We start from the raw sequence: 18,745 nt of genomic DNA on the forward strand, positions 1-18,745 counted from the left end.
CTGCCCGACTTCGCGGCGTCCTGTCCGCCTGACCCCAAAGGAGGCGGCCCGATGGCTGCCAAGAGCAACCCGAACCCGTCCGAGACCCGGCTGGACGAGCACACCGACGCTCCGTCCACCACGGCGCCCGGCGATGGCCCGGCGGACACCACCGACCCTGCCGAGCGCGCCAGTTCGGCGACGCCAGACAAGGGCGCGGCCGCGCAGGCCGGCCACGGCACCGTCAACGCCGTGGTGCCCGTGCCGAAGAAGGCCGCGACCAGGCGGCAGGGCAAGGACCGTATGGAGACGTACACCGCGCTGCGCCCGGACGGCGAAGAGGTGACCGTCGAGCGGAACATCGAGACGGGCGAATCCTCCGTCAAGGACGGCTGACCCGTGGCGCCGCTGCCCGCTCTGGCCACCGTGACGGAGTTGGAGGACTGGCTGCTGGTCCCCCGCGGCAGCGCGCCCGCAGCAACCGTCACACTGGCCCTGACCATCGCGTCAGGGCTGGTGCGGGATGAAGCGCGTTGCACGTTCGCCCGCCGTACGGACACCTTCGCGCTGCGGATCGTGGACGGCGTTGTGCGCCTGCCCGGCCCCGTCGTGTCCGTCACTGCGGTGACGGTTGGGGACCAGCTGCTGACGTCGTCCCAATGGGAGCTGGACGGCGACGACCTGCGCCTGCGCGGCGCGAGCGCCCTCGCAGGGTGCCCGCGTCGGGCCACGGTTACCTGGACGCACGGCTTCGCGGCCGTCCCCGCGACCGTCAAGGGCCTGGTCCTGGACGTCACCGCCCGCTGTGTCGTCAATCCCAAGTACGTCCGCCAGGAGTCGACCGGCCAGAGGTCCGTCACCTTCCTGGCGGAGACGGCCAGCACATCGCTGTCCGAGATCGAGAAGGACAAGCTGGCGCGCTACCGGGACAGCAACCCGGTCGTGCGGCTCGGGAGGTGACCGGGGTGTTCGGCGACTCCGTCTTGATGGACCAGACCGTGACCCTCCTGCGCTCGGTCAAGGGCGAGGACGAGCGCGGCAACGAGACCTGGACCGACACGGAGACCGAGGTCCAGGGCTGCTCGGTGCAGGCCCTGGACTCGGTCGAGTACCTGTCCAGCGCCGACCAGATCATCAGCCGGTGGCAGTTCCTTGGCCCGCCCGGCATGGGGCTGAAGGCCACCGACCGCATCAAGGTCTCCGACGGGGAGGTCTACCAGGTCGACGGCAAGCCGTCCGTCGCCCGCTCCCTTTCTCCGTTCCTGTCCCACACCACCGCGATCCTGAAGGAGGTGACCGGCTGATGGCTGGACGGGTCCGTATCCAGTTCGACGAGCGCGGCCTGACCGCGATCATGCGCCTGCCCAAGGTCCGGGCAGCCCTCAAGGAACGGGCGGACGCCATCGCCGCCGAGGCGAAGTCGATCGCCCGATCCGAGATCGACACCGACTTCGCCAACCAGATCCACGTCTCGGAGGAGATCCGGCCCGGCGGCCGGCCCACGGCCAAGGTCGAGGCCACCCGCGAGGACGCCGAACGCTACGAGTACGGCGACTCCAACACCGCCCGCAGGCGGGTCCTGGGCCGGGCTGCCGGCGTCACCCCGCAGAGCATCCTCCGCGAGCGCCACGGGGAGGGCTGATGTGGGGGGACATCGAGTTCGCGGTGGCCCAGTGGCTGAAGTCCCAGCTGCCCGGCGTGAAGCTGGTCAACGAGCTGCCCACGGACTTGACCGGCTCGCTGCCGCTGGTCCAGGTGCAGGTCATTCCCGGCGGCGGCGACGACCGCATCACCGACACCGTCATGGTCGACGTCGATAGCTTCGCCGCCACCCGCTCCCTGATGTGGACCCTGGCGGGCAACGTCCGTACCGCGATGATCGCCGCGAACGGAAAATCGGCCGCCGGGATCCGCTTCGACACCGTCGATACCGAGTCCCGGCCCGGCTACTCGTCCTACGCCAACCCCGGTGTCCGCCGAGCGGTCGCCACCTACCGGCTCACCTGCCGCGCCCAGGCGCCCGCCTGACGCATTCCGAACCCGGCCCCGCCCGCGTACTGCTGGCGGGGCTTCGTCATGAAAGGGAGGCGTCGCCATGGTGGCCGCCAACTTCGACACGATCAACGAGCTCAAGCAGTCGCTCGTCCGCAAGGCCCTGTCCTACGGGATCTGGGTTGCCGACACGACCGCCGCGGCGGTCACCGCGCCGTTCGACGCCCAGGGCGTCCTCCAGGCCCTGCCCGCCGGGTACAAGCCGCTGGGCTACACGACCGACGACGGCGTCCAGTTCTCCGGTGACTTCTCCGTCTCGGAGGTCACGGCCGGGCAGTCCGCGAAGCCGATCCGCTCCGACGTGGAGACCGACACCGTCACCGTGCAGGCGACGCTGCTGGAGACCCAGGCCGCGGCCGTGGCAGTCTTCGAGAACCTGCCGCTGTCCACGCTCGGCGACACGGGCGGCCTGTGGGACTGGAAGCGGCCGATGTCTCCGGCCACGATCTACCGGCGCCTGGTCTTCATCGCCCGCGACACCGGATCGAACGGCACGGATCCCATCTACATCGTGCGGCACATGCCGCTGGCCCTGCGGACCGGCCGCGGTGACGAGCAGTGGTCGCGCACCGAGGCCATCAGCCGCGAGGTCACCTTCACCGGGTACCACGACGAGGCCCAGAACACGGACATGCGGACCTGGTTCGGCGGCGCCGGATGGATGGCGCTCGCTCCCAGAACGGACGAGGTCCAGAGCGTCGCCATCACCGGCGGCCCGACGGGCGGCACCTACACGCTCACCTTCGACGGCCAGACCACTGCAGGGATCGCGTACAACGCCACGGCGGCCGCGGTGCAGTTCGCCCTCGAGGGTCTGTCGAACATCGGCGTCGGCGACGTCGTCTGCGCGGGCGGCCCGCACCCGGGCAGTCCGGTCACCGTCACGTTCGGCGGCCAGTACGACGGCACGAACGTCCCGCAGATGACAGCCTCCGCGGCTGGCCTCACCGGCGGCACGACTCCGACGGTCACGGTCACCACCACCACGCCGGGCGGACCGTGACCGCCCCCAAGCCGGCTGCGAGGCGGCGGCCCAGGGTGAGCCCTGCCGCCTCGCAGCCTTCACCCGCTCACCCGCCGGCCACCCAGAAAGAGGCACCAGCCACCATGAGCAAGCCCAACAAGAAGCGCTACAAGCTGTCCACCGTCAAGGCCCAGTTCGCCGAGGCGGTCGGCGGCGAGGACGTCGAGGTCGAGCTGGACAACGGCGAGGTCCTGACGTTTCCGCACCCGCTGTTCGCCGACGACGAATGGTCCAAGGCCGTCGACGACGCCGAGGGTTCGGCGGACAAGGCGCGCGCGATGCTCGGTGACGAGCAGTACGAGCGGTTCAAGGCCGCCGGCGGCATCGACAACGACATCGCGTTGCTGTTCCTCGCCGTCCAGCAGGACTCCCAGGGGCAGATCAAGCGCCGCCCTACACGGTCCTAGACCTTCTCGGGGCATATCCCGAGGCGGTCGAGGCGGACCTGATGCATCACTACTCGCCCCGGGACCCGCTTGCCGAGTATTTCCGGGGCGAGATCACCCTGCGCAAGCTGCGCGTCATGGTCGAGGGGCTGGGGCCCAACGGCGCCCTCGCCCGGGCCGCGACCGGGCACACGTGGACGCAGGAGACGTATGCGCTCGTCGACATGCGTGACCTGCTGGCCGATCACTTCGTGGCGTTCCTTAACGCCCACCGCCCGGAGGAACGCAGCCCGCTGCCGTACCCCGAGCGCTCATGGCGGCCTGGGGACCCCTCGCCCGAGCAGAAGGCGAAGCGGGACGCGAAGAAGGCGGCCGCGGCCCGTGAGGGCTACCTGGACATCGCCGCGCAGGTGACACCAACCCAGTGAAGAAGGGGTGATCCGATGCCCCGCGCTGCTTCCGTGTGGCTTGACGTCATGCCGTCCATGTCCCAGTTCCGCCGGGAACTGCGACAAAACCTCGAGCAGCCGGTGGCCCAGTCCGCGGCCCGGGCCGGAGAGCAGGGCGGGGAAAGCCTGCTCTCCGGCATGGGCGGCAAGATGAAAGCCGGGGCCGCCGGACTGGGCCTGGCGGTCGGCGCGGCCATGGTCGCCGGCCTGACCGAGGCGATGGAGGGCCAGAAAGCCACCGCGAAGCTCCAGGCCCAGCTGGGCCTGTCCGCGAAGGACGCGGAGAAGGCCGGCAAGGCCGCGGGCAAGCTCTACACGGGCGCGGTCACCGACACCGTCGAGGACGGCGCGATGGCGGTGCGGGCCATCATGTCCGCGGGCATCGCGCCGGAGGGTGCGACGACCAAGCAGCTGACCGCCATCGCCACCAAGGCGCAGGACCTGACGACGCTGTTCGAGATCGACATGACCCAGGGCGCCGCCGCGGCCGGTCAGATGATGAAGACCGGGCTGGCGAAGAACGCCGACGAAGCGTTCGACATCCTGGCTAAGGGCTTCCAGACCATGGGCCCGCGGGCGGATGACTTCGCGGACACCATGAACGAATACTCAACGATCTTCCGGTCGCTGGGCCTGGACGCGCAGATGGCCACGGGGCTGATCTCCCAGGGCATGAAGGCTGGCGCCAGGGACACCGACATCGTCGCGGACGCCCTGAAGGAATTCCAGATCAGGGCGACGGACGGCTCCACCTCGTCCGCCGACGCGTTCAAGGCGCTGGGCCTGAACGCCAAGGACATGACCGCCCAGTTCGCTGCGGGCGGCAAGGGCGCCTCGGACGGGCTGGGTCTGGTCCTGGACAAGCTGCGCGCGATGAAGGACCCGGTCGACCGCAATGCCGCGGCGGTCGGATTGTTCGGTACTCAGGCCGAGGACTTGTCGGGCGCGCTGTTCGCGCTCGACACGGACACGGCGGTGGCCGGGCTGGGCAAGGTCGGCGGTACGGCGAAGAAGGCCGGTGACGACCTGCGCAACACCGCCGGGACGAAGTTCGAGCAGTTCAAGCGCGAGGCCCTGCACGGCATCTCGGACGCGATGACCAAGTACGCCCTGCCCGCGCTGATGACGTTCGCCACCTGGATGAACCGCGATGTGCTGCCCCCGGTCAAGACCGTCGGCGGCGCGCTCGCCTCTGTCCTGGTGCCCGCAATCGTGGGCGTAGGGACAGCGCTGGCGGCCGGCATCAAGTGGCTGAAGGACTACGGAGTCTGGCTGCTGCCGATCGGGGTGGCCGTCGCGGGCCTGGCCATCACGATGAACGCCTCGGCGATCGCCACCGGCGCCGCCACCCTGGCGTTCTCCCTCTACCGAGGCGTCATCCTCACGGCGGCCGCCGTGACCCGCGGCTACGCCATCGCCCAGGGGATCCTCAACGCCGTGATGACCGCCAACCCCATCGGGTTGATCATCACCGGCATCGCCGCCTTGGTGACGCTGCTGGTCGTCGCCTACAACAAGAGCGACACCTTCCGCCGAATCGTCCAGGCGACGTGGTCCGGCATCCAGTTCGGCTGGGACCTGCTCTGGAACTACTACCTCAAGCCCGGTCTGACGGCCGCGATGGCGTATCTGCGGTTGCTCGGCAATGCGGGCCTGTGGCTGTGGAACAACGCGCTCAAGCCCGCGTTCGACGCCATCATGATGGCGGGCAAGATCTTGTTCACCGTCATCGCGGTCGTCGTGATCGCGCCGCTGGTGCTCGCCTTCAAGCTGCTCGCCGCGACCGCGTCCTGGCTCTGGACCAACGCGATCAAACCGGCGTTCAACGCCATCGCGGCGGCCGGCCGCTGGCTGTACGCCGTCGTCCTCAAGCCCGCGTTCGACAACATCATGACCGTCATCAAGGCCGTGGGCACGGCCATCCAGTGGCTGTGGAAAAACGTGGTCAGTCCGGTGTTCGGGTGGATCGGCGACAAGGCCAAGTGGCTGTGGAGCCAGAAGATCAAGCCCGCGTGGGACCTGATCAAGACCGGCATCGGCCTGGTCGGCGACAAGATCAAGCAGCTGTGGAACGACTACGCCAAGCCGGTGTTCGGCTTCATCGGCGACAAGGCGAAGTGGCTGTGGGACAAGGCGCTGAAGCCCGCGTTCGACTTCATGAAGAAGGGGGTCAAGGCAGTCGGTGACTCTTTCCGTGACGCAAAGGATTTCATCGGAAAGCAGTGGGACAAGGTCGGTGACATTGCCCGTAAGCCGGTTCGGTTCGTGATCGAGGAGGTCTACAACGCGGGGATCGTTCCTCTGTGGAACAAGATCGCGTCCGCGTTCGGTGCCCCAGAGATCAAGGCGATGGCGCTGCCCAGGGCGTTCAAGTCCGGCGGTATCCTGCCCGGCTACACGCCCGGGCGGGATCCGCACCACTTCTACTCGCCGACCGGCGGCCGCCTCGACATGAGCGGCGGCGAGTCCATCATGCGCCCCGAGTTCACCAGGGGCGCGGGCGCCGGGTTCGTGCACAGCATGAACCGCATCGCGAAGAGCCGTGGTGCCGAAGGCGTTCGCCGGGCACTCGCGCCGGCGCTCGGCGGGCAGCCGCAACAGCGGTTCGCCGACGGCGGGATCTTCGGCTGGATTGGCAAGAAGGTGGCGGGAGCCGGGTCGGCGGTCTGGGACAAGGCCAAGGCGAGCGCGTCGTGGTTGGCGGACGGCATCGAGGCGTCGGCGCGGGCGGGCGTGAAGAACGTCGTCGACCCGCTGTTGAAGTCGTTTCCGGGGGCCGATACGGGGTTCGGGAAGATGGTCCGCCGGATCCCGACCCGCATGGTCGACTCGCTGTTCGGTTACTCCAAGACGGCCGACAAGAAGGGCGGCAGCACGCTCGGCGGCAAGGGCGTCAAGGCGGCCCTCAGCTGGGCGCGCACCCAGCACGGTCTGCCCTACCAGTGGGGCGGCAACGGCAACCCGAGCTGGGACTGCTCGGGCTTCATGAGCGCCATCGAGTCCATCATGCGCGGCCAGAAGCCCGGGCGTCGCTGGTCGACACACGCCTTCAGCGGTGACACTGCTCCGCCCGGTTGGAAGCGTGGCCAGAAGGCCCCGTTCATGGTCGGCATCACCGCCGCCGGCGTCGGCCACACCGCCGGAACCATCAACGGCGTGAACGTGGAGTCCAGGGGCGGGGACGGCGTGGTCGTCGGCTCCCGGGCCCGCGGCTACAAGAGCTCGCTGTTCACCGACTGGTACGGCCTCAGGGGCTACGCCAAGGGCGGCCGGCCCCGCCCGGGCGAGTGGGCATGGACCGGGGAGAACGGGCCGGAGTTGATCCGGTTCGGCGGCCCGTCGACGGTCTACGACAGCCGCACGTCCCTGGAGATGGCGCGCTCCGCTCACATGACCCCGGTGCCGGTCACCTCCAGCCACTCCGGCCAGGACCTGGCGCAGGCGCTGGACGGGCTGGCCATCGGCATCGTCCTGGACGACGGCAGCCAGCTGGACGCCCACATGGATGCCCGCGTGGACGCCGGGCTGAACGCCGCCCGGCAACGCCGTCGGGCCGGAGTGAAGGGAACGTGACCCCATGCCGATGATCGTCAATCCGCAGGCGCCGCAAGTGACGCCACCGGCCCGGGTGACCTCTCCTGACCAGTGGCTGGCCGCGATCGTCGATAAAGCGTGGGCGGGCGTCGTGCTCTCGGTGAACTACACCGCGGGCGCGCCGCTCGCCAACGCCGTCAACGTGCGGAAGGTCCGCCTGACGCGGACCAACCCCAGCGGCGAGCTGGTGCAGGTGCGTTCCGGTGACCCGGCCTGGGCCATCGAGGGCGTCGGCGCCGGCTACGACCACGAGGCGCCGCTGGGCGTCCCGGTCATCTACACCGCCACCCCGATCTACGCCGATGGCAGCACGGGCCCCAGCTCGTCCCTGTCGGTCACCGTGCCCGCCCCCCAGCAGGGCGAGAACCGCGACCTGTGGATCAAGAGCATCGACAATCCGGGCCTGTCCCTGCGGTGCATGATCATCGGCAGGCCCGCCCCGTCGAGCGCCGGCCGCCAGGACACCACCGACATCGCGGGCAGCCCCTACCCGGCGCTGGCCTACGACACCCACGGCGCCGAGGTCTACCAGGTCACCGTCGACGTGCCGCCGGAGCGCGTCGACCAGCTGCGGGCCCTGCTGCGCTCTGGGCTGTTGCTCTCCCAGGTGCGGCCCGGATACCTGTGGCCCGACGCATTCTTCGTCCCCGGCGACATCACCGGGCCCACCCCCACCGGGCACCTCGGCACCTCGAGCGGCTACCAGTTCTCCTTCACGATCCAGCCCCTGGAGCGGCCCGCGACGACAGACCAGCCGCTGCGGATCCCCGGCTGGTCCTGGGACGAGCTGGCCAGGCGGTTCGGCACGTGGGACGCGGTCGCCGCCAGCTACAGCTCATGGGCGTCGCTGTCGACGAACGGGATCACCTGATGATGCGGTTGCCGTCCCGAGTCGAGGAGGCGCTGCACACCGCAGCCCGCCGGCCGAAACGCGCGGAGTGGTCGAACGACGGCGGGGTGACGTGGACCCCGGCGCGGGTGGGCGCGGCCCATGTGGTGCCGGACCGTACCGCGGAGTGCCGCTACAGCGGATCGGCCGAGTTGCTCGGCGTGCCGATCGGCAGGGACGGCATCAATACGGTGATCACTCAAGTGCGGCTGTTCCAGGGCATCCAGGGGCCGCGGATGGATGCCCCGCACTGGGTGCCCGCCGGGGTGTACGTCGCCGACCGCATCCGCCGTACCCGCCTGGGCGCCACGGTCGAGCTGCTCGGGCTGGAAGATGTGATCCGCGCCGCAGCCTTCCCGCGGACGCGCACCCTGGGGCCGGCCCTGGCCTCGTCGCTCGTGCCCGTGCTGGCCGGTGAGGCACTGCCGACCACGCCGATCGCCTGGCGGGAGGGCGTCAACCCTCGGCGGCGGATACCGCGGTTCCTCGCTGAAGAGGACCGGTGGCAGGCGCTGAGCAGCGGCACGGACAGCGCGGGCGCCCAGACCGGCATCGCGGCCGCGCTCGGCGGCGAAATCTACGCCGACGCCGCTGGGGTCCTCACCATCGGCCCGGTGCCCACCCTGTCGGACCCGGTCGTCTGGCGCATCCCGCACGGCGCCGCCATGGTCCAGGCCGCCGAGGAACAGACCGCCGAAGGGCTCGTCAACGTCTGGCGGATCACCGGGGACGGCGGCGACGGCAAACCCACTGTCGGCCCGATCTGGGTGTGGGACGACGACCCGACGAGCCTGACCTACGCCGGCCCCGACCCGGTCCATGACCCGCTCGCGCCGCAGCGCCTCGGGCTGTCCGGGGTCCGGGTGCGGGTGGCGCGCTACACCTCGCCCCTGATCACCTCGGTCGCCGAGGCGTACACCGTCGGCTGGGCCAAGCTCGCCGACTCCCTGGGCATTCAGGCGTCGCTGTCGTTCACCTCGCTGTGCCACCCCGGCCTGGAGCCAGGCGACGTGGTCGAGGCGGAGATCGAACCGGGGCGCTGGGAGCGCCACATCATCGACAGCTGCCCCTACGACCTGGGCGCGGCCGCGATGTCCTGCACCACCCGCACAACGGCAAGGAGGCTGACATGAGCGAGGCCGCACGCCGGCTCGGCGAGGACCAGGCCCGCGCCGAAGCCGGCACGACGACACCGCGGTTCGCCTCGGCACAGGTCGTCGACGTCACCGACGAGGGCGTGAACCTGGAGCTGGGCGGCGACCTCGCCCTCGACGTGCCCTGCCTGGGCAGCTACCGCGACCGGCGCGCCGGCGACTGGGTCGTCGTGCGCCCCGGATCCAACCCGCTCGTCATGGGCCGCACCGCCGATGACCCGGGCCCCATCGACGAGACCGCGATCCGGACCCTGGCGAAGGAGGTCGCGCTGGACGAGCAGGTGGTGCGGGCGGCGACGTGGGGAACCACCGGTCCGGCCGGTACCGGGTGGCAGACCGTGCAGCAGATCTTCCTGCGCAAGAACTCGGAGGGCAAGGTCGAGTTGTACGGGCAGCTCACCACTGAGTCCGACCCGTCTCCTACTGCGCCCACCGGGCGCGCGCCCAAACCGGCGACGATCACGGCGAGTTCGGCCGGGGCATGGCGCAACGGCCGCCGTGACGACTCCCGCGACAACCCGTATCAGGGCGACTACACCGGCCGCGGGAATCTGAGGGGCGGCTGGTTCTACGGCACGAAGATCCAAGATGCCTGCGCGGGCAAGGCGGTCGCCTCAATGAAGGTGACGATCACCCGGCTGCGCGGGGCGGGTGACAACGCCCGCCGTCACGTGCACCTCTACATGCACGACGAGACCACGCCCCCCTCCGGTCACCTGAGTCTGCCGGTCGGCCCCGAGGATCTGCTGTCGCTCTCGGTAGGGGCGACTGGCACGGCCGCCCTGCCCGCCTCATGGCGGGCGGCCCTGGCCAGCGGAGCCCGGCGCGGGATCGGCGTCTACTACGACGGCACCCGCGACTACGCGGCATTCTCCGCCGCCGCTCCCATCGTCATCACGTTCAGCTAGGAGGCCCAGCCCATGGATATCGGCTACGCGCAACTGCCCGTTCCGGGAGGCGGAGACGCGCCGGTCGGGCCCAGCGCTCTGGCCGCGCTCGCCTCCGCCATCGACCCGCACCTGCTTCAGCACGTCGCGAACCTGGCGGAGCGCAACAGCCTGTACGCCACAGCGCCGCTGCACACCGCCGTCTTGGCCGCGAACGGATCGCTGTGGATCAAGACGTCGGCGACCGAGAACGTATGGACCACGATCTACGAGCCTGACCCGCCGTGGCGGCCCATCAGCATGCGCGCCGGCTACCAGGGCGGGGCGTACACCCCCCAGGCCCGCCGGATCGGCAACAGGGTGTGGCTGCGCGGCCGGATCGAGCGGACCGACAACGCCGTTATCCCCAACGGCGGTGTGGCCATCGCCACCGTGCCCGACGACTGCATTCCCCGGCTGCAGATCGGCACCTACCCCGCGACGGCCTCACTCGCCGGCGACATCGTGATCGGCGTCGGCAAGCTCGAAGTGCTCGAAGCAGGAATGTCCTCCTCGCTCGGAGGAGAGGGCACGGTCGTGTGGTGGTCGCAGGACGGCGAAACAGCCACATCCGGCACGCCCTGGGTCAACATCTCCGGCGAATACTGGCTCGACTGAAAGAGGCCCTCATGGCGCTCTATACGTTCGGCGGCACCCCCGCCGACGTCCTGACGACCGCCACCGGCGACGTCGTCCCCGACTACCCGCTGCGCGTCCGGGTGGCCGGCACCGGGCAACTCGTGACCGCGCTGTACGAGGCGGACGGCACAACCCCCATCGCAGAGCTGCGCACCAACCCGTCGACGTCCTCACAACCGGGCGCAGTGCGCCCCTTCAAGACCGACGTGCCCGCGATCGAGTTCGAATACCTGGCGGCCGACGGCACCCCGCTGCGCTGGTACTCATCCGGGCGCGAGATCGCCCAGGAGGCCCTGGCCGCCAGCCGCGACTCGCTGTCAAGGAGCAGCGGCGGCACGGTGGAGGGCCCGGTGACGGCCGCGGCCGGACTCGACGTCGCGGGCGGGCTCGGAGTGGCCGGCGGTGCGACCGTCGACGAGCTCGCCGTCCAGGGCCACCTGAGCGTCGGCGGGACGTTCATCCCCGCCTCCTTCGACCTGGCCGGGATGCGCGTGTTCAACCCGCGCGTGATGGGCGCTGTCGCCGACGGTACGACCAACGACGCGCCCGCCCTGCAGGCCGCGCTCAGCGCCGCGCGCACCGCCGGCGGCGGGCAGGTCCTGGTGCCACCGGGCACCTACGCGGTCGGCGCGACGCTGCGGATCTACCGCAACACCCGGCTCACGCTGATGCCCGGCGCGGTGCTACGCCGCACAGCGCCGGGCACGATGCTGCTCAACGGCGACGCCGACCAGACGTTCGGCGGGTACACCGGGCACGGGAACATCGTCATCGAGGGCGGCGTGTGGGACATGCGCGGCACCACGGCCGGGCTGACCGCGAGCGCGATGTGTATCAGCATCGGCCACGCCCGTGGCATCACGATCCGCGACGTCGAGATATTGGACGTTCCCGGCTACCACGCGATCGAGCTGAACTCGACGGCACAGGCCCTGGTCGAGAACTGCCAGTTCCGCGGCTACGTCGATCCCGGCGGCCGGACGTTCTCCGAAGCGGTGCAGATCGACCTCGCCAAAGCGAGCAGCGTGTTCGGCGGGTTCGGTCCCTACGACCAAACCGCCTGCGAGGACATCACCGTGCGCGGATGCTACATCGGCCCGTCCGGTACCGCGGGCACGATCGCCTGGCCGCGCGGCGTCGGCAGCCACGCCGCGACGATCGACCGCTGGCACAAGCGGATCCGCATCATCGGCTGCACGGTCGCGGACGGCGCCCAGTTCGCCGTCGGGGCCTACGCCTGGCAGGACTGCCACATCGAGGGCAACAGCATCACCGGGCAGGGCGCGGGCGTCCACGTGTGGACGAACAACGAAAGCGACACCAACGCCACGACGAACGCAGCCGGCGTGCAGACCGGCGCCTCGCAGGAGACCCGGGGCACAGTGATCGTCGGGAACACCATGCGCAACCTCGGGGGCTACGACGACGCGATCACCGTGATCGGCGAGCCGACCGGCAAAATGACCAGCGTCGTGATCACCGGCAACAGCATCGACATATCGACCGGCGACGGCTCGCAGGGCGGCATCCGCCTCGAGCACGCCGAACAGCTCACCGTCACGGGCAACACGGTCCGCAGCGTGGCCGGGACGGGCATCAGCCTCGTCAACGCCGTCGGCGGCGCCGTCACCGGCAACCGGATCCTCAGCCCCGGCGGGTCCGGTATCGCGTGCGCCCCCTGCACCGGCATGCAGATCACCGGCAACACCATCCGTGAGCCGGCCAGTCACGGCGTCCACGTCCAGGGCGGCAGCGACGTACAGATCGCGTCGAATTACATCAAGGGCGCCTCTCGCAACTCGGGCAACTTCGGTATTCGGGTGACGACCAGCGCCGACAGCATCCTGATCACGGACAACAAGATTCGGCGCCTCGGATCCGGTGCAGAGGCGGCATACGGGCTGTCCATCACGAGCAGCTGCACGAACATCCGCCGCCACGGAAATGACCTCGCGAACTCGGGCAGCAGCGGCCCGCTCGACGACCAGTCCACAGCGCCGGCCATCTCTCCCCTCGACGCCGGTCTCGCCACGTACACGGCGACCGTCACCGGCGGCGGGACCGCGACGTTCACCACCCGCGGCGGCGACTATGTGCGGTTGGGTACCGGGCTCGTGTGGGTGTGCGTTCACATCGAGGTGGCCGCGGCCGGTTCAGGCACGAGCACGGTCGGGATCACCATGCCGACCACAGTCGCCCGGGGGCGACAGCAGCTCATCCCGATGACCTGCGACAGTGTGAAAGTGGCCGCGCAGTCGACGGCCGGATACGCGGTCGCACTGACGACCGGGACCGGCGACACCGTGGACCGGCTCCGCACGCAGGCAGCGGCCACCGGCACGACCACCACCGACAACCGCGTCCTGAACGTAACCGGGGCCGATCTGCTCGCCGGCGCGGTCATCACGATCCAGGGCATCTACCGCGAGGCATAAGCCCCGCGCGCGCCCCCACCATCCACGCCCCGCCAGTCGGCCGGGGCGTTCGTCATGTCTGGAGATCTTCATGGCCACACCGCTCACAGCTGATCGGCTCCTGGCCGCCCTGCGCGCCGAGGGCGTCAAGGTCGTCGAGGTCGGCAACTGGCGCTCGCACAACCGGAACAGCAAGGGCCCGTGGGGGCCGGTCCACGGCGTGATGATCCACCACACCGTCACCTCGGGTACTTCCAAGACCGTCGGCATCTGCCGCGACGGGTACGCGGGCCTGCCCGGGCCGCTCTGCCACGGCGTGATCGCCAAGGACGGGGTTGTGCACCTCGTCGGCAACGGCCGCGCCAACCACGCGGGCATGGGCGACGACGACGTACTGCGCGCCGTCATCGCTGAACGGGAGCTGCCGCCCGACAACGAAGCCAACGCTGACGGCAACCGGCACTTCTACGGCTTCGAGTGCGAGAACCTCGGCAACGGCGAGGACCCCTGGCCCTCCGCCCAGCGTGAGGCGATCGTCCGCGCGTCGGCCGCGATCCTCCGCGCGCACGGCTGGGGCAAGGCCGGCAGCACCTCCGTCATCGGCCATTCCGAGTGGCAGCCGGGAAAGGTCGACCCTCGCGGCCTGCCTGGGGGTATGGACGCGATCCGCCGCGACGCAGCCGAGCGGCTGAAGCATGCCGCGAGCTGGTCGCCGACCACACCCAAGCCGCCGACCCCGGCCCCGGCGCCCGCGCCGCCCACGACCACGGAGCGAATAGCCGCTCTGGAAAAGCGCGTCACCGCGCTGGAGAAGAGGAACTGACATGGCTGCACCCGTAGAGAAGAAGGTCAGCGCCGCCACCGTCGCGGCCTACCTCGGCAGCACCGGCCTCCTGGCCGTGCTCACCGCGATCCAGGACAACTCGGGGCTCGTCGGCGGACTGCCCGACGGCCTGGAGCCGTTCGTCCTGGCGCTCATCCCGACGTCCCTCACGTTCGTCGGTGGGTGGGTGGCCAAGCACACCCCGCGCGGCATCGCGAGGATCTGATGGCGGCCGCGCCCGCCCGGCTCTGGCGGCATCTGGGCTGGCGCGGCCTGGCCCTCGCCGGAGTCGGCGCCTGCTGGATCGTCTACGGCATCGGCCTGATAGTCACCACCCGCGGCGCGGTCACCGCCGGAGCCGCACCCGTCATCCGGCTGATGTGCATCGAAGCCTGGGGCGGCGTGTGGATCGCGTCGGGTGTCCTCGCGTCGGTGGCGGGAATGCTGCGGCCCGGCCGGGACGTCTGGGGGTTCGCCGCGATCTCCTTCATGCCGGCGGTCTGGGGGCTGGCGTTCATGGCGAGCGCCGTGACTGGGGACTATCAGGCGGCGTGGGCGGCAGTGCCCATCTACGTCGCAGTGCTCCTCCTGGTGGTGATCGTCGCCACGCTGACGAGGGGACGTACACATGGGTGAGGGCACAGTGCTCGGCGTGGTCATCGCCATCGTCGGAGTGATCGGCTCCGTGCTGGTGGCCAGGATCTCCACACCGGTCTCCGCCACCGCGCTGGAGCGGGAGACCGACGAGGCCGAGCAGGACGAGTTGAAGGTCAGTCGGGAGATATGGCGCCGGTTCTCGGTCTTGGAGGACAAGGTCGACCATCTGACTTCGATCGTCGAGGCGCAGAAGGAGAAGGTCTCCACCCTGGAGCGGCTGCTTCGCATGGCAATGCGGATCATCCGCCGGGCGAACCGGCGCCTGGACGCCGTACACGAACTACCCGAGGAGATCCCCCGGGAACTCGTCCCCTACACCGTCGACTGACTGCGCCCCCTCTCGCCTTCGGGTGGGAGGGGGCGCTTTCCTGCGTCCGGGATCAGGCTTCCGGCCGGCGGTTGTACCTCTCAAGCGTTGCCTTGTTCGTCGACGAGTCCATGAAGACTAGCTCCCACGGCCCGGTGTTGATGTCGAACTCCTTGCCGAAGCCCACCCACTTTCCGGTCATGCGCCGCCCCGTCGGCTCGACGAGCAGCTGGATCGCGCCGTGGTACCGGGCTCCCCGGTAGTACCCCTCGGTCGCCGTCTGCTCTGTCCATGTGCCCGTCGCTACGTGGCTGTCGATCTGCAGGTCCATGGTGAGCGGCGAGTCGGAGGAGCCGGGCATGCTCCGCACCGACAGCCGGTTCCCGTGCTGCAGCACCACCACGTAGTGGGAGCCGACAAAGGCCGAGTCGCGTCCGCTCGAGAAGTATTCGTAGCGGGACAGCCACACGCCCGAGTAGTTGCCGTGGGCTGCGCGCGGTTCCGCTTGGGGGCGAGTAGCCGGCGGGGCGATGCCGGACGACGACGGCTCCATGTCGTGGCCGCCGTGCCCATCGTCGGAGACGCGGACCTGCGGTACGGACATGCCGAAGCCGAGCGCCTCGATCGGCAGGCCCGTGGCTGACTCCAGGGCGCGGGCATAGACGGGGCGGGGGGCAGCGGTGGTGCCGGATTCCCACCGCTGCACGAGCCTTTTGTTTGCGTCGTTGGGCTGACCTGCCCTGGCGCCGGCTTCCCGGACGGCGCGGGCGAAGTCGTCCTGAGACATGAGCATTCCCATGCGCACCGCCCTGAGTGCGGCGTTCGGTGTGGTCATGAGATTCACGGTAGACCTCAACTCCCTTTAATGACACCGAATTGACGCCCCGTATGTCGCTGCTTTGTCGCCTCGCTTGACGCCGCGCAACACAGAGTGTGCGCGCCATCTTGAATGCGTGACGACTACAGGCAGCGGCAGCACGCACAAGGGTCTGAGCATCAACATCTACCGGGTCGACGGTGAGACACACGCCCGCACCCCGATCAAGGAGTGCATCCTCCCCCCACTGGAGGAGCTGGAGCCAGTGTCCATCCTGGCCTTCCCGCCCTGCCGCTGTCCCCGCTGCCGCAACAAGGCAGGCCACGCATGAGCCCCATGTGGGACGAGGAGCCGGAGCGCGGCAGCGGAATCTGCGCCGCCTGCAACCAGCACACGACCGACGGGATAGTCCGCTGGGTACCTCGCGCTTCCTTCCCGGACATCCGGATCGTCACCCACAGCGACCCCGCCGACTGCCGACCGGCCGCGTCGACACCCACCGACTTCCGGCTCTACCGGTCCACCCGTGGCCCGGTAAGGCCGAAGGCAGGCCCTCACCCGAGGGCCGCGTTCACACAGGAGGAAGCATGACCATCGCGTTAGAGCACCCCGTGTGCACCACCGATCCGGCCACCCTCGTACACCCCGAGACGATGGAGCGGCTCGCCGCCCGCATCACCAAGGACCACCCCGAAACCGACGCGTCCACCGCACGCCGGATCATCGCGCAGACCGCCGCGTTCCTGGCAGCTGGAGCAGAGCGCCCTGGCGCGGACCTGTCGCCCAGCAAGGCAGTGGACATCGGCTGGCACACGTGGATCCTCCACACCGTCGACTACGCCCTGTTCTGCGAGCAGATCGGCCGCTTCATCCACCACGTGCCCACCGCCGAAGGCGAGACGGTACCCGGTGGCCCGGCAGCGGCCCGGCAGCGCACCCTCGACGCCATCACCGCGGCGGGATACGCAATCGACCACGAACTGTGGCCGCCCGCCGCCAAGATGGGTGAGTGCAGCCAGTGCCACGCGGGCTGCACGGACAGCCCCGTCGGCAAGAAGTAGCAGGCACACGCCGGCCGCCCGGTGCAATCCGCCGGGCGGCCGGCTCCCCCACGAACGGAGCATCAGTGACGGAAACCAAGGCGTGGGACACCTACTCCCAGCAGAAGCCCCAACGCCGCCCCACGAACGCCGCTGGCGAGACCACGTGGTTCAACTGGACCCAGTACCCCGACCACGGGCCCGGCGTCGAGGTCCTCGGTATCGGCCCCGGCGCCTCCGTACTGGAACTCGGCTGCGGCAAGGGCGGCAACCTCGCCCACGTGGCCGCACAGGGTGCCCGGACAGTCGGCGTAGACGTGTCCCTCGCCCAGCTGAAAGCCGCGGAAGCACGCTGGGCCGACAGCGGCCTGGTCCTGCACCGCGGGAACGCGACGCGGTTCCTCTCCGAGAGCGGCGAGCACTTCGACGCCGTGTTCTCCGTGTTCGGCGCAGCCTGGTTCACCGACCCGAACGAGCTGCTGCCCGCCATCCGCAAGCGGCTACGCCCGGGTGGTGTACTGGCATTCTCCCAGCGGCCCGCCATCGAGGGATGCTACGGCTGCCAAGCCTCGTACATCAACCGGGCCGAGGACGAAGACCCGCTTGTCGTGAAGCGCTGGGACTACGAGCCGGACCGCTGGGTGGAGATCCTGCATGAGCACGGCTTCACCGCGGTGACTGCCCGAGTCCTGCCGGCCCCGCCCGGGCGGCGGAAGATCGGCACTCTCATCGTTCGCGCGCACGGATAACCACCTGCGCCCCACTCGGCCCCGGCCGTCCGCTTCCCCCGAGGCGGGCGGCCGGGGTTTTCTTCATGTGCAGCCGTTAGCTGGACATCATTTCTTTTTCGGCTCACCAATGAGGCCCCGAGCCTTGAGCGCCTGCACGGAGCTCCCCTGCCCACGCTCGAGAAGCGTCGAGATGATTTGCGCCTGGTTCTTCTGGGCTTTTTGCTTCGTGGCCTCGCCCTGCGCCTCACCAACGCGCTGGCCGAAGTAGAAGCCGACGATTGTGGTCAACAAGGGCGTCACGATAGCGAGCACGCCGAGCAGGCGAGCGTTCGGATCGTAGCCACCCCGGTGCTGAGAGGGAAGAGAACCATCCGCGGCCGGAGACGGCGGGGCGGTAGGGGCAACATCGGCGAGCCTCGGCGGACTGTCCGCGGTATGAGCGACGAACCAAGCAAGGGCAAAGAAGAGGGCCAGCAATCCGATGGCCAAACTGACGGTGACCACGGAGACAACCGTCCTGTTCGTTGATGCGCTCACGTCGCCTCGTTTCGGCTTATCGATCTACTGCACCTGCAATCAGTGCACACGGTCGCGTTACCGGCAGTCCACCCAAGTGCGTCGATCGGGTGACTTCGGGCCGCAGTGGCCACAACAGCCACAGAGCTCGCCCCGGGCGCCCCCTTTGCGTGCGGTGCTTTCTAGGTGACTCGCAAAGCTAGAGCGCTCCCTTCGATTCGAAGGTGTGCCCCAATGCCGCTTCCCTTTACCGATAAATCCGCAGGTCAGGGCCTTGATCGAATGCTGCCGAGCCCCCTCCGAACCTCGGCATAGACAGAGGTGTCTTGATTGGATATTGGGGTTCCC

Annotated in this window: 23 protein-coding genes; 21 read left to right on the forward strand and 2 right to left on the reverse strand. The window is 69.6% G+C overall.

The window, feature by feature from the left end:
- Window positions 1–51: 51 nt before the first annotated feature.
- The 18 genes from ABD374_RS32370 (at window position 52) to ABD374_RS32455 (ending at window position 15,314) form a co-directional block, all read left to right on the forward strand.
- The gene (locus tag ABD374_RS32370; protein ID WP_344500336.1) at window positions 52–375 is read left to right on the forward strand and encodes a hypothetical protein; all 324 of its coding nucleotides are present in this window, start codon (window positions 52–54) and stop codon (window positions 373–375) included.
- 3 nt (window positions 376–378) lie between these two features.
- Window positions 379–939, forward strand: a complete 561-nt coding sequence (locus tag ABD374_RS32375; protein WP_344500338.1) for a hypothetical protein — start codon at window positions 379–381, stop codon at window positions 937–939.
- A gap of 26 nt (window positions 940–965) precedes the next feature.
- Entirely contained in the window at window positions 966–1,283 is a 318-nt protein-coding gene (locus ABD374_RS32380; RefSeq protein WP_344500340.1) for a hypothetical protein, read from the forward strand.
- Complete coding sequence (locus tag ABD374_RS32385) at window positions 1,283–1,621, forward strand: hypothetical protein (protein ID WP_344500342.1); 339 nt, start codon at window positions 1,283–1,285, stop codon at window positions 1,619–1,621. The genes ABD374_RS32380 and ABD374_RS32385 overlap by 1 nt, the downstream gene beginning before the upstream one ends.
- Window positions 1,621–2,007 carry a hypothetical protein gene (locus tag ABD374_RS32390; protein ID WP_344500344.1) on the forward strand — a complete coding sequence of 129 codons (387 nt, stop codon included), beginning with the start codon at window positions 1,621–1,623 and terminating at the stop codon, window positions 2,005–2,007. Before ABD374_RS32385 ends, ABD374_RS32390 begins: the two co-directional genes overlap by 1 nt.
- Before the next feature lie 67 nt (window positions 2,008–2,074).
- Complete coding sequence (locus tag ABD374_RS32395; RefSeq protein WP_344500346.1) at window positions 2,075–3,034, forward strand: phage tail tube protein; 960 nt, start codon at window positions 2,075–2,077, stop codon at window positions 3,032–3,034.
- Between the two features lie 104 nt (window positions 3,035–3,138).
- Window positions 3,139–3,462 (forward strand): hypothetical protein, encoded by a 324-nt coding sequence (locus ABD374_RS32400; RefSeq protein ID WP_344500348.1) that lies wholly within the window; start codon window positions 3,139–3,141, stop codon window positions 3,460–3,462.
- Between the two features lie 41 nt (window positions 3,463–3,503).
- Window positions 3,504–3,869, forward strand: a complete 366-nt coding sequence (locus ABD374_RS32405) for a hypothetical protein (protein WP_344500350.1) — start codon at window positions 3,504–3,506, stop codon at window positions 3,867–3,869.
- A 57-nt stretch (window positions 3,870–3,926) separates the two neighbouring features.
- Complete coding sequence (locus ABD374_RS32410) at window positions 3,927–7,463, forward strand: phage tail tape measure protein (RefSeq protein WP_344500352.1); 3,537 nt, start codon at window positions 3,927–3,929, stop codon at window positions 7,461–7,463.
- Between the two features lie 4 nt (window positions 7,464–7,467).
- On the forward strand, window positions 7,468–8,355 hold the full coding sequence (locus ABD374_RS32415) for a hypothetical protein (protein ID WP_344500354.1): 888 nt from the start codon (window positions 7,468–7,470) through the stop codon (window positions 8,353–8,355).
- Complete coding sequence (locus ABD374_RS32420; protein WP_344500355.1) at window positions 8,322–9,506, forward strand: phage tail protein; 1,185 nt, start codon at window positions 8,322–8,324, stop codon at window positions 9,504–9,506. Before ABD374_RS32415 ends, ABD374_RS32420 begins: the two co-directional genes overlap by 34 nt.
- Entirely contained in the window at window positions 9,503–10,435 is a 933-nt protein-coding gene (locus tag ABD374_RS32425) for a hypothetical protein (RefSeq protein WP_344500357.1), read from the forward strand. The genes ABD374_RS32420 and ABD374_RS32425 overlap by 4 nt, the downstream gene beginning before the upstream one ends.
- A 12-nt stretch (window positions 10,436–10,447) precedes the next feature.
- Entirely contained in the window at window positions 10,448–11,071 is a 624-nt protein-coding gene (locus ABD374_RS32430) for an LbetaH domain-containing protein (RefSeq protein ID WP_344500359.1), read from the forward strand.
- An 11-nt stretch (window positions 11,072–11,082) separates the two neighbouring features.
- Complete coding sequence (locus ABD374_RS32435) at window positions 11,083–13,527, forward strand: right-handed parallel beta-helix repeat-containing protein (protein ID WP_344500361.1); 2,445 nt, start codon at window positions 11,083–11,085, stop codon at window positions 13,525–13,527.
- A gap of 70 nt (window positions 13,528–13,597) precedes the next feature.
- Window positions 13,598–14,329, forward strand: coding sequence for an N-acetylmuramoyl-L-alanine amidase (locus ABD374_RS32440; protein WP_344500363.1), 732 nt, complete (start codon window positions 13,598–13,600; stop codon window positions 14,327–14,329).
- Window position 14,330: 1 nt separating this feature from the next.
- Window positions 14,331–14,555, forward strand: a complete 225-nt coding sequence (locus tag ABD374_RS32445; RefSeq protein WP_344500365.1) for a holin — start codon at window positions 14,331–14,333, stop codon at window positions 14,553–14,555.
- Entirely contained in the window at window positions 14,555–14,965 is a 411-nt protein-coding gene (locus tag ABD374_RS32450) for a hypothetical protein (protein ID WP_344500367.1), read from the forward strand. Before ABD374_RS32445 ends, ABD374_RS32450 begins: the two co-directional genes overlap by 1 nt.
- On the forward strand, window positions 14,958–15,314 hold the full coding sequence (locus ABD374_RS32455; RefSeq protein WP_344500369.1) for a hypothetical protein: 357 nt from the start codon (window positions 14,958–14,960) through the stop codon (window positions 15,312–15,314). Before ABD374_RS32450 ends, ABD374_RS32455 begins: the two co-directional genes overlap by 8 nt.
- A gap of 52 nt (window positions 15,315–15,366) precedes the next feature.
- On the opposite strand, the gene ABD374_RS32460 is transcribed toward ABD374_RS32455, so the two are convergent.
- Entirely contained in the window at window positions 15,367–16,128 is a 762-nt protein-coding gene (locus ABD374_RS32460; protein ID WP_344500371.1) for an XRE family transcriptional regulator, read from the reverse strand.
- A 118-nt stretch (window positions 16,129–16,246) separates the two neighbouring features.
- On the opposite strand from ABD374_RS32460, the gene ABD374_RS32465 reads away from it, so the two are divergent.
- The 3 genes from ABD374_RS32465 to ABD374_RS32475 all read left to right on the forward strand — a co-directional run bounded on the left by ABD374_RS32465 (window position 16,247) and on the right by ABD374_RS32475 (window position 17,899).
- Window positions 16,247–16,441, forward strand: coding sequence for a hypothetical protein (locus ABD374_RS32465; protein ID WP_344500373.1), 195 nt, complete (start codon window positions 16,247–16,249; stop codon window positions 16,439–16,441).
- Window positions 16,442–16,697: 256 nt separating this feature from the next.
- On the forward strand, window positions 16,698–17,171 hold the full coding sequence (locus tag ABD374_RS32470) for a glycine-rich domain-containing protein (RefSeq protein WP_344500375.1): 474 nt from the start codon (window positions 16,698–16,700) through the stop codon (window positions 17,169–17,171).
- 65 nt (window positions 17,172–17,236) lie between these two features.
- Window positions 17,237–17,899 carry a class I SAM-dependent methyltransferase gene (locus tag ABD374_RS32475; RefSeq protein WP_344500377.1) on the forward strand — a complete coding sequence of 221 codons (663 nt, stop codon included), beginning with the start codon at window positions 17,237–17,239 and terminating at the stop codon, window positions 17,897–17,899.
- An 87-nt stretch (window positions 17,900–17,986) separates the two neighbouring features.
- On the opposite strand, the gene ABD374_RS32480 is transcribed toward ABD374_RS32475, so the two are convergent.
- Window positions 17,987–18,385 (reverse strand): hypothetical protein, encoded by a 399-nt coding sequence (locus ABD374_RS32480; protein WP_344500379.1) that lies wholly within the window; start codon window positions 18,383–18,385, stop codon window positions 17,987–17,989.
- Window positions 18,386–18,745 lie beyond the last annotated feature (360 nt).

The organism is Streptomyces enissocaesilis, assembly GCF_039533765.1.
GTDB lineage: Bacteria > Actinomycetota > Actinomycetes > Streptomycetales > Streptomycetaceae > Streptomyces > Streptomyces enissocaesilis.

What these genes read in the sequence shown, in the direction of transcription:
- ABD374_RS32390 (WP_344500344.1), top strand. Translation starts at nt 1,621, where the DNA reads ATGTGGGGGGACATCGAGTTCGCGGTGGCCCAGTGGCTGAAGTCCCAG.
- ABD374_RS32410 (WP_344500352.1), top strand. Translation starts at nt 3,927, where the DNA reads ATGTCCCAGTTCCGCCGGGAACTGCGACAAAACCTCGAGCAGCCGGTG.
- ABD374_RS32425 (WP_344500357.1), top strand. Translation starts at nt 9,503, where the DNA reads ATGAGCGAGGCCGCACGCCGGCTCGGCGAGGACCAGGCCCGCGCCGAA.
- ABD374_RS32370 (WP_344500336.1), top strand. Translation starts at nt 52, where the DNA reads ATGGCTGCCAAGAGCAACCCGAACCCGTCCGAGACCCGGCTGGACGAG.
- ABD374_RS32445 (WP_344500365.1), top strand. Translation starts at nt 14,331, where the DNA reads ATGGCTGCACCCGTAGAGAAGAAGGTCAGCGCCGCCACCGTCGCGGCC.
- ABD374_RS32430 (WP_344500359.1), top strand. Translation starts at nt 10,448, where the DNA reads ATGGATATCGGCTACGCGCAACTGCCCGTTCCGGGAGGCGGAGACGCG.
- ABD374_RS32435 (WP_344500361.1), top strand. Translation starts at nt 11,083, where the DNA reads ATGGCGCTCTATACGTTCGGCGGCACCCCCGCCGACGTCCTGACGACC.
- ABD374_RS32380 (WP_344500340.1), top strand. Translation starts at nt 966, where the DNA reads ATGGACCAGACCGTGACCCTCCTGCGCTCGGTCAAGGGCGAGGACGAG.
- ABD374_RS32460 (WP_344500371.1), bottom strand. Translation starts at nt 16,128, where the DNA reads ATGACCACACCGAACGCCGCACTCAGGGCGGTGCGCATGGGAATGCTC.
- ABD374_RS32450 (WP_344500367.1), top strand. Translation starts at nt 14,555, where the DNA reads ATGGCGGCCGCGCCCGCCCGGCTCTGGCGGCATCTGGGCTGGCGCGGC.
- ABD374_RS32395 (WP_344500346.1), top strand. Translation starts at nt 2,075, where the DNA reads ATGGTGGCCGCCAACTTCGACACGATCAACGAGCTCAAGCAGTCGCTC.
- ABD374_RS32415 (WP_344500354.1), top strand. Translation starts at nt 7,468, where the DNA reads ATGCCGATGATCGTCAATCCGCAGGCGCCGCAAGTGACGCCACCGGCC.
- ABD374_RS32400 (WP_344500348.1), top strand. Translation starts at nt 3,139, where the DNA reads ATGAGCAAGCCCAACAAGAAGCGCTACAAGCTGTCCACCGTCAAGGCC.
- ABD374_RS32385 (WP_344500342.1), top strand. Translation starts at nt 1,283, where the DNA reads ATGGCTGGACGGGTCCGTATCCAGTTCGACGAGCGCGGCCTGACCGCG.
- ABD374_RS32405 (WP_344500350.1), top strand. Translation starts at nt 3,504, where the DNA reads ATGCATCACTACTCGCCCCGGGACCCGCTTGCCGAGTATTTCCGGGGC.
- ABD374_RS32470 (WP_344500375.1), top strand. Translation starts at nt 16,698, where the DNA reads ATGACCATCGCGTTAGAGCACCCCGTGTGCACCACCGATCCGGCCACC.
- ABD374_RS32440 (WP_344500363.1), top strand. Translation starts at nt 13,598, where the DNA reads ATGGCCACACCGCTCACAGCTGATCGGCTCCTGGCCGCCCTGCGCGCC.
- ABD374_RS32420 (WP_344500355.1), top strand. Translation starts at nt 8,322, where the DNA reads ATGGGCGTCGCTGTCGACGAACGGGATCACCTGATGATGCGGTTGCCG.
- ABD374_RS32455 (WP_344500369.1), top strand. Translation starts at nt 14,958, where the DNA reads ATGGGTGAGGGCACAGTGCTCGGCGTGGTCATCGCCATCGTCGGAGTG.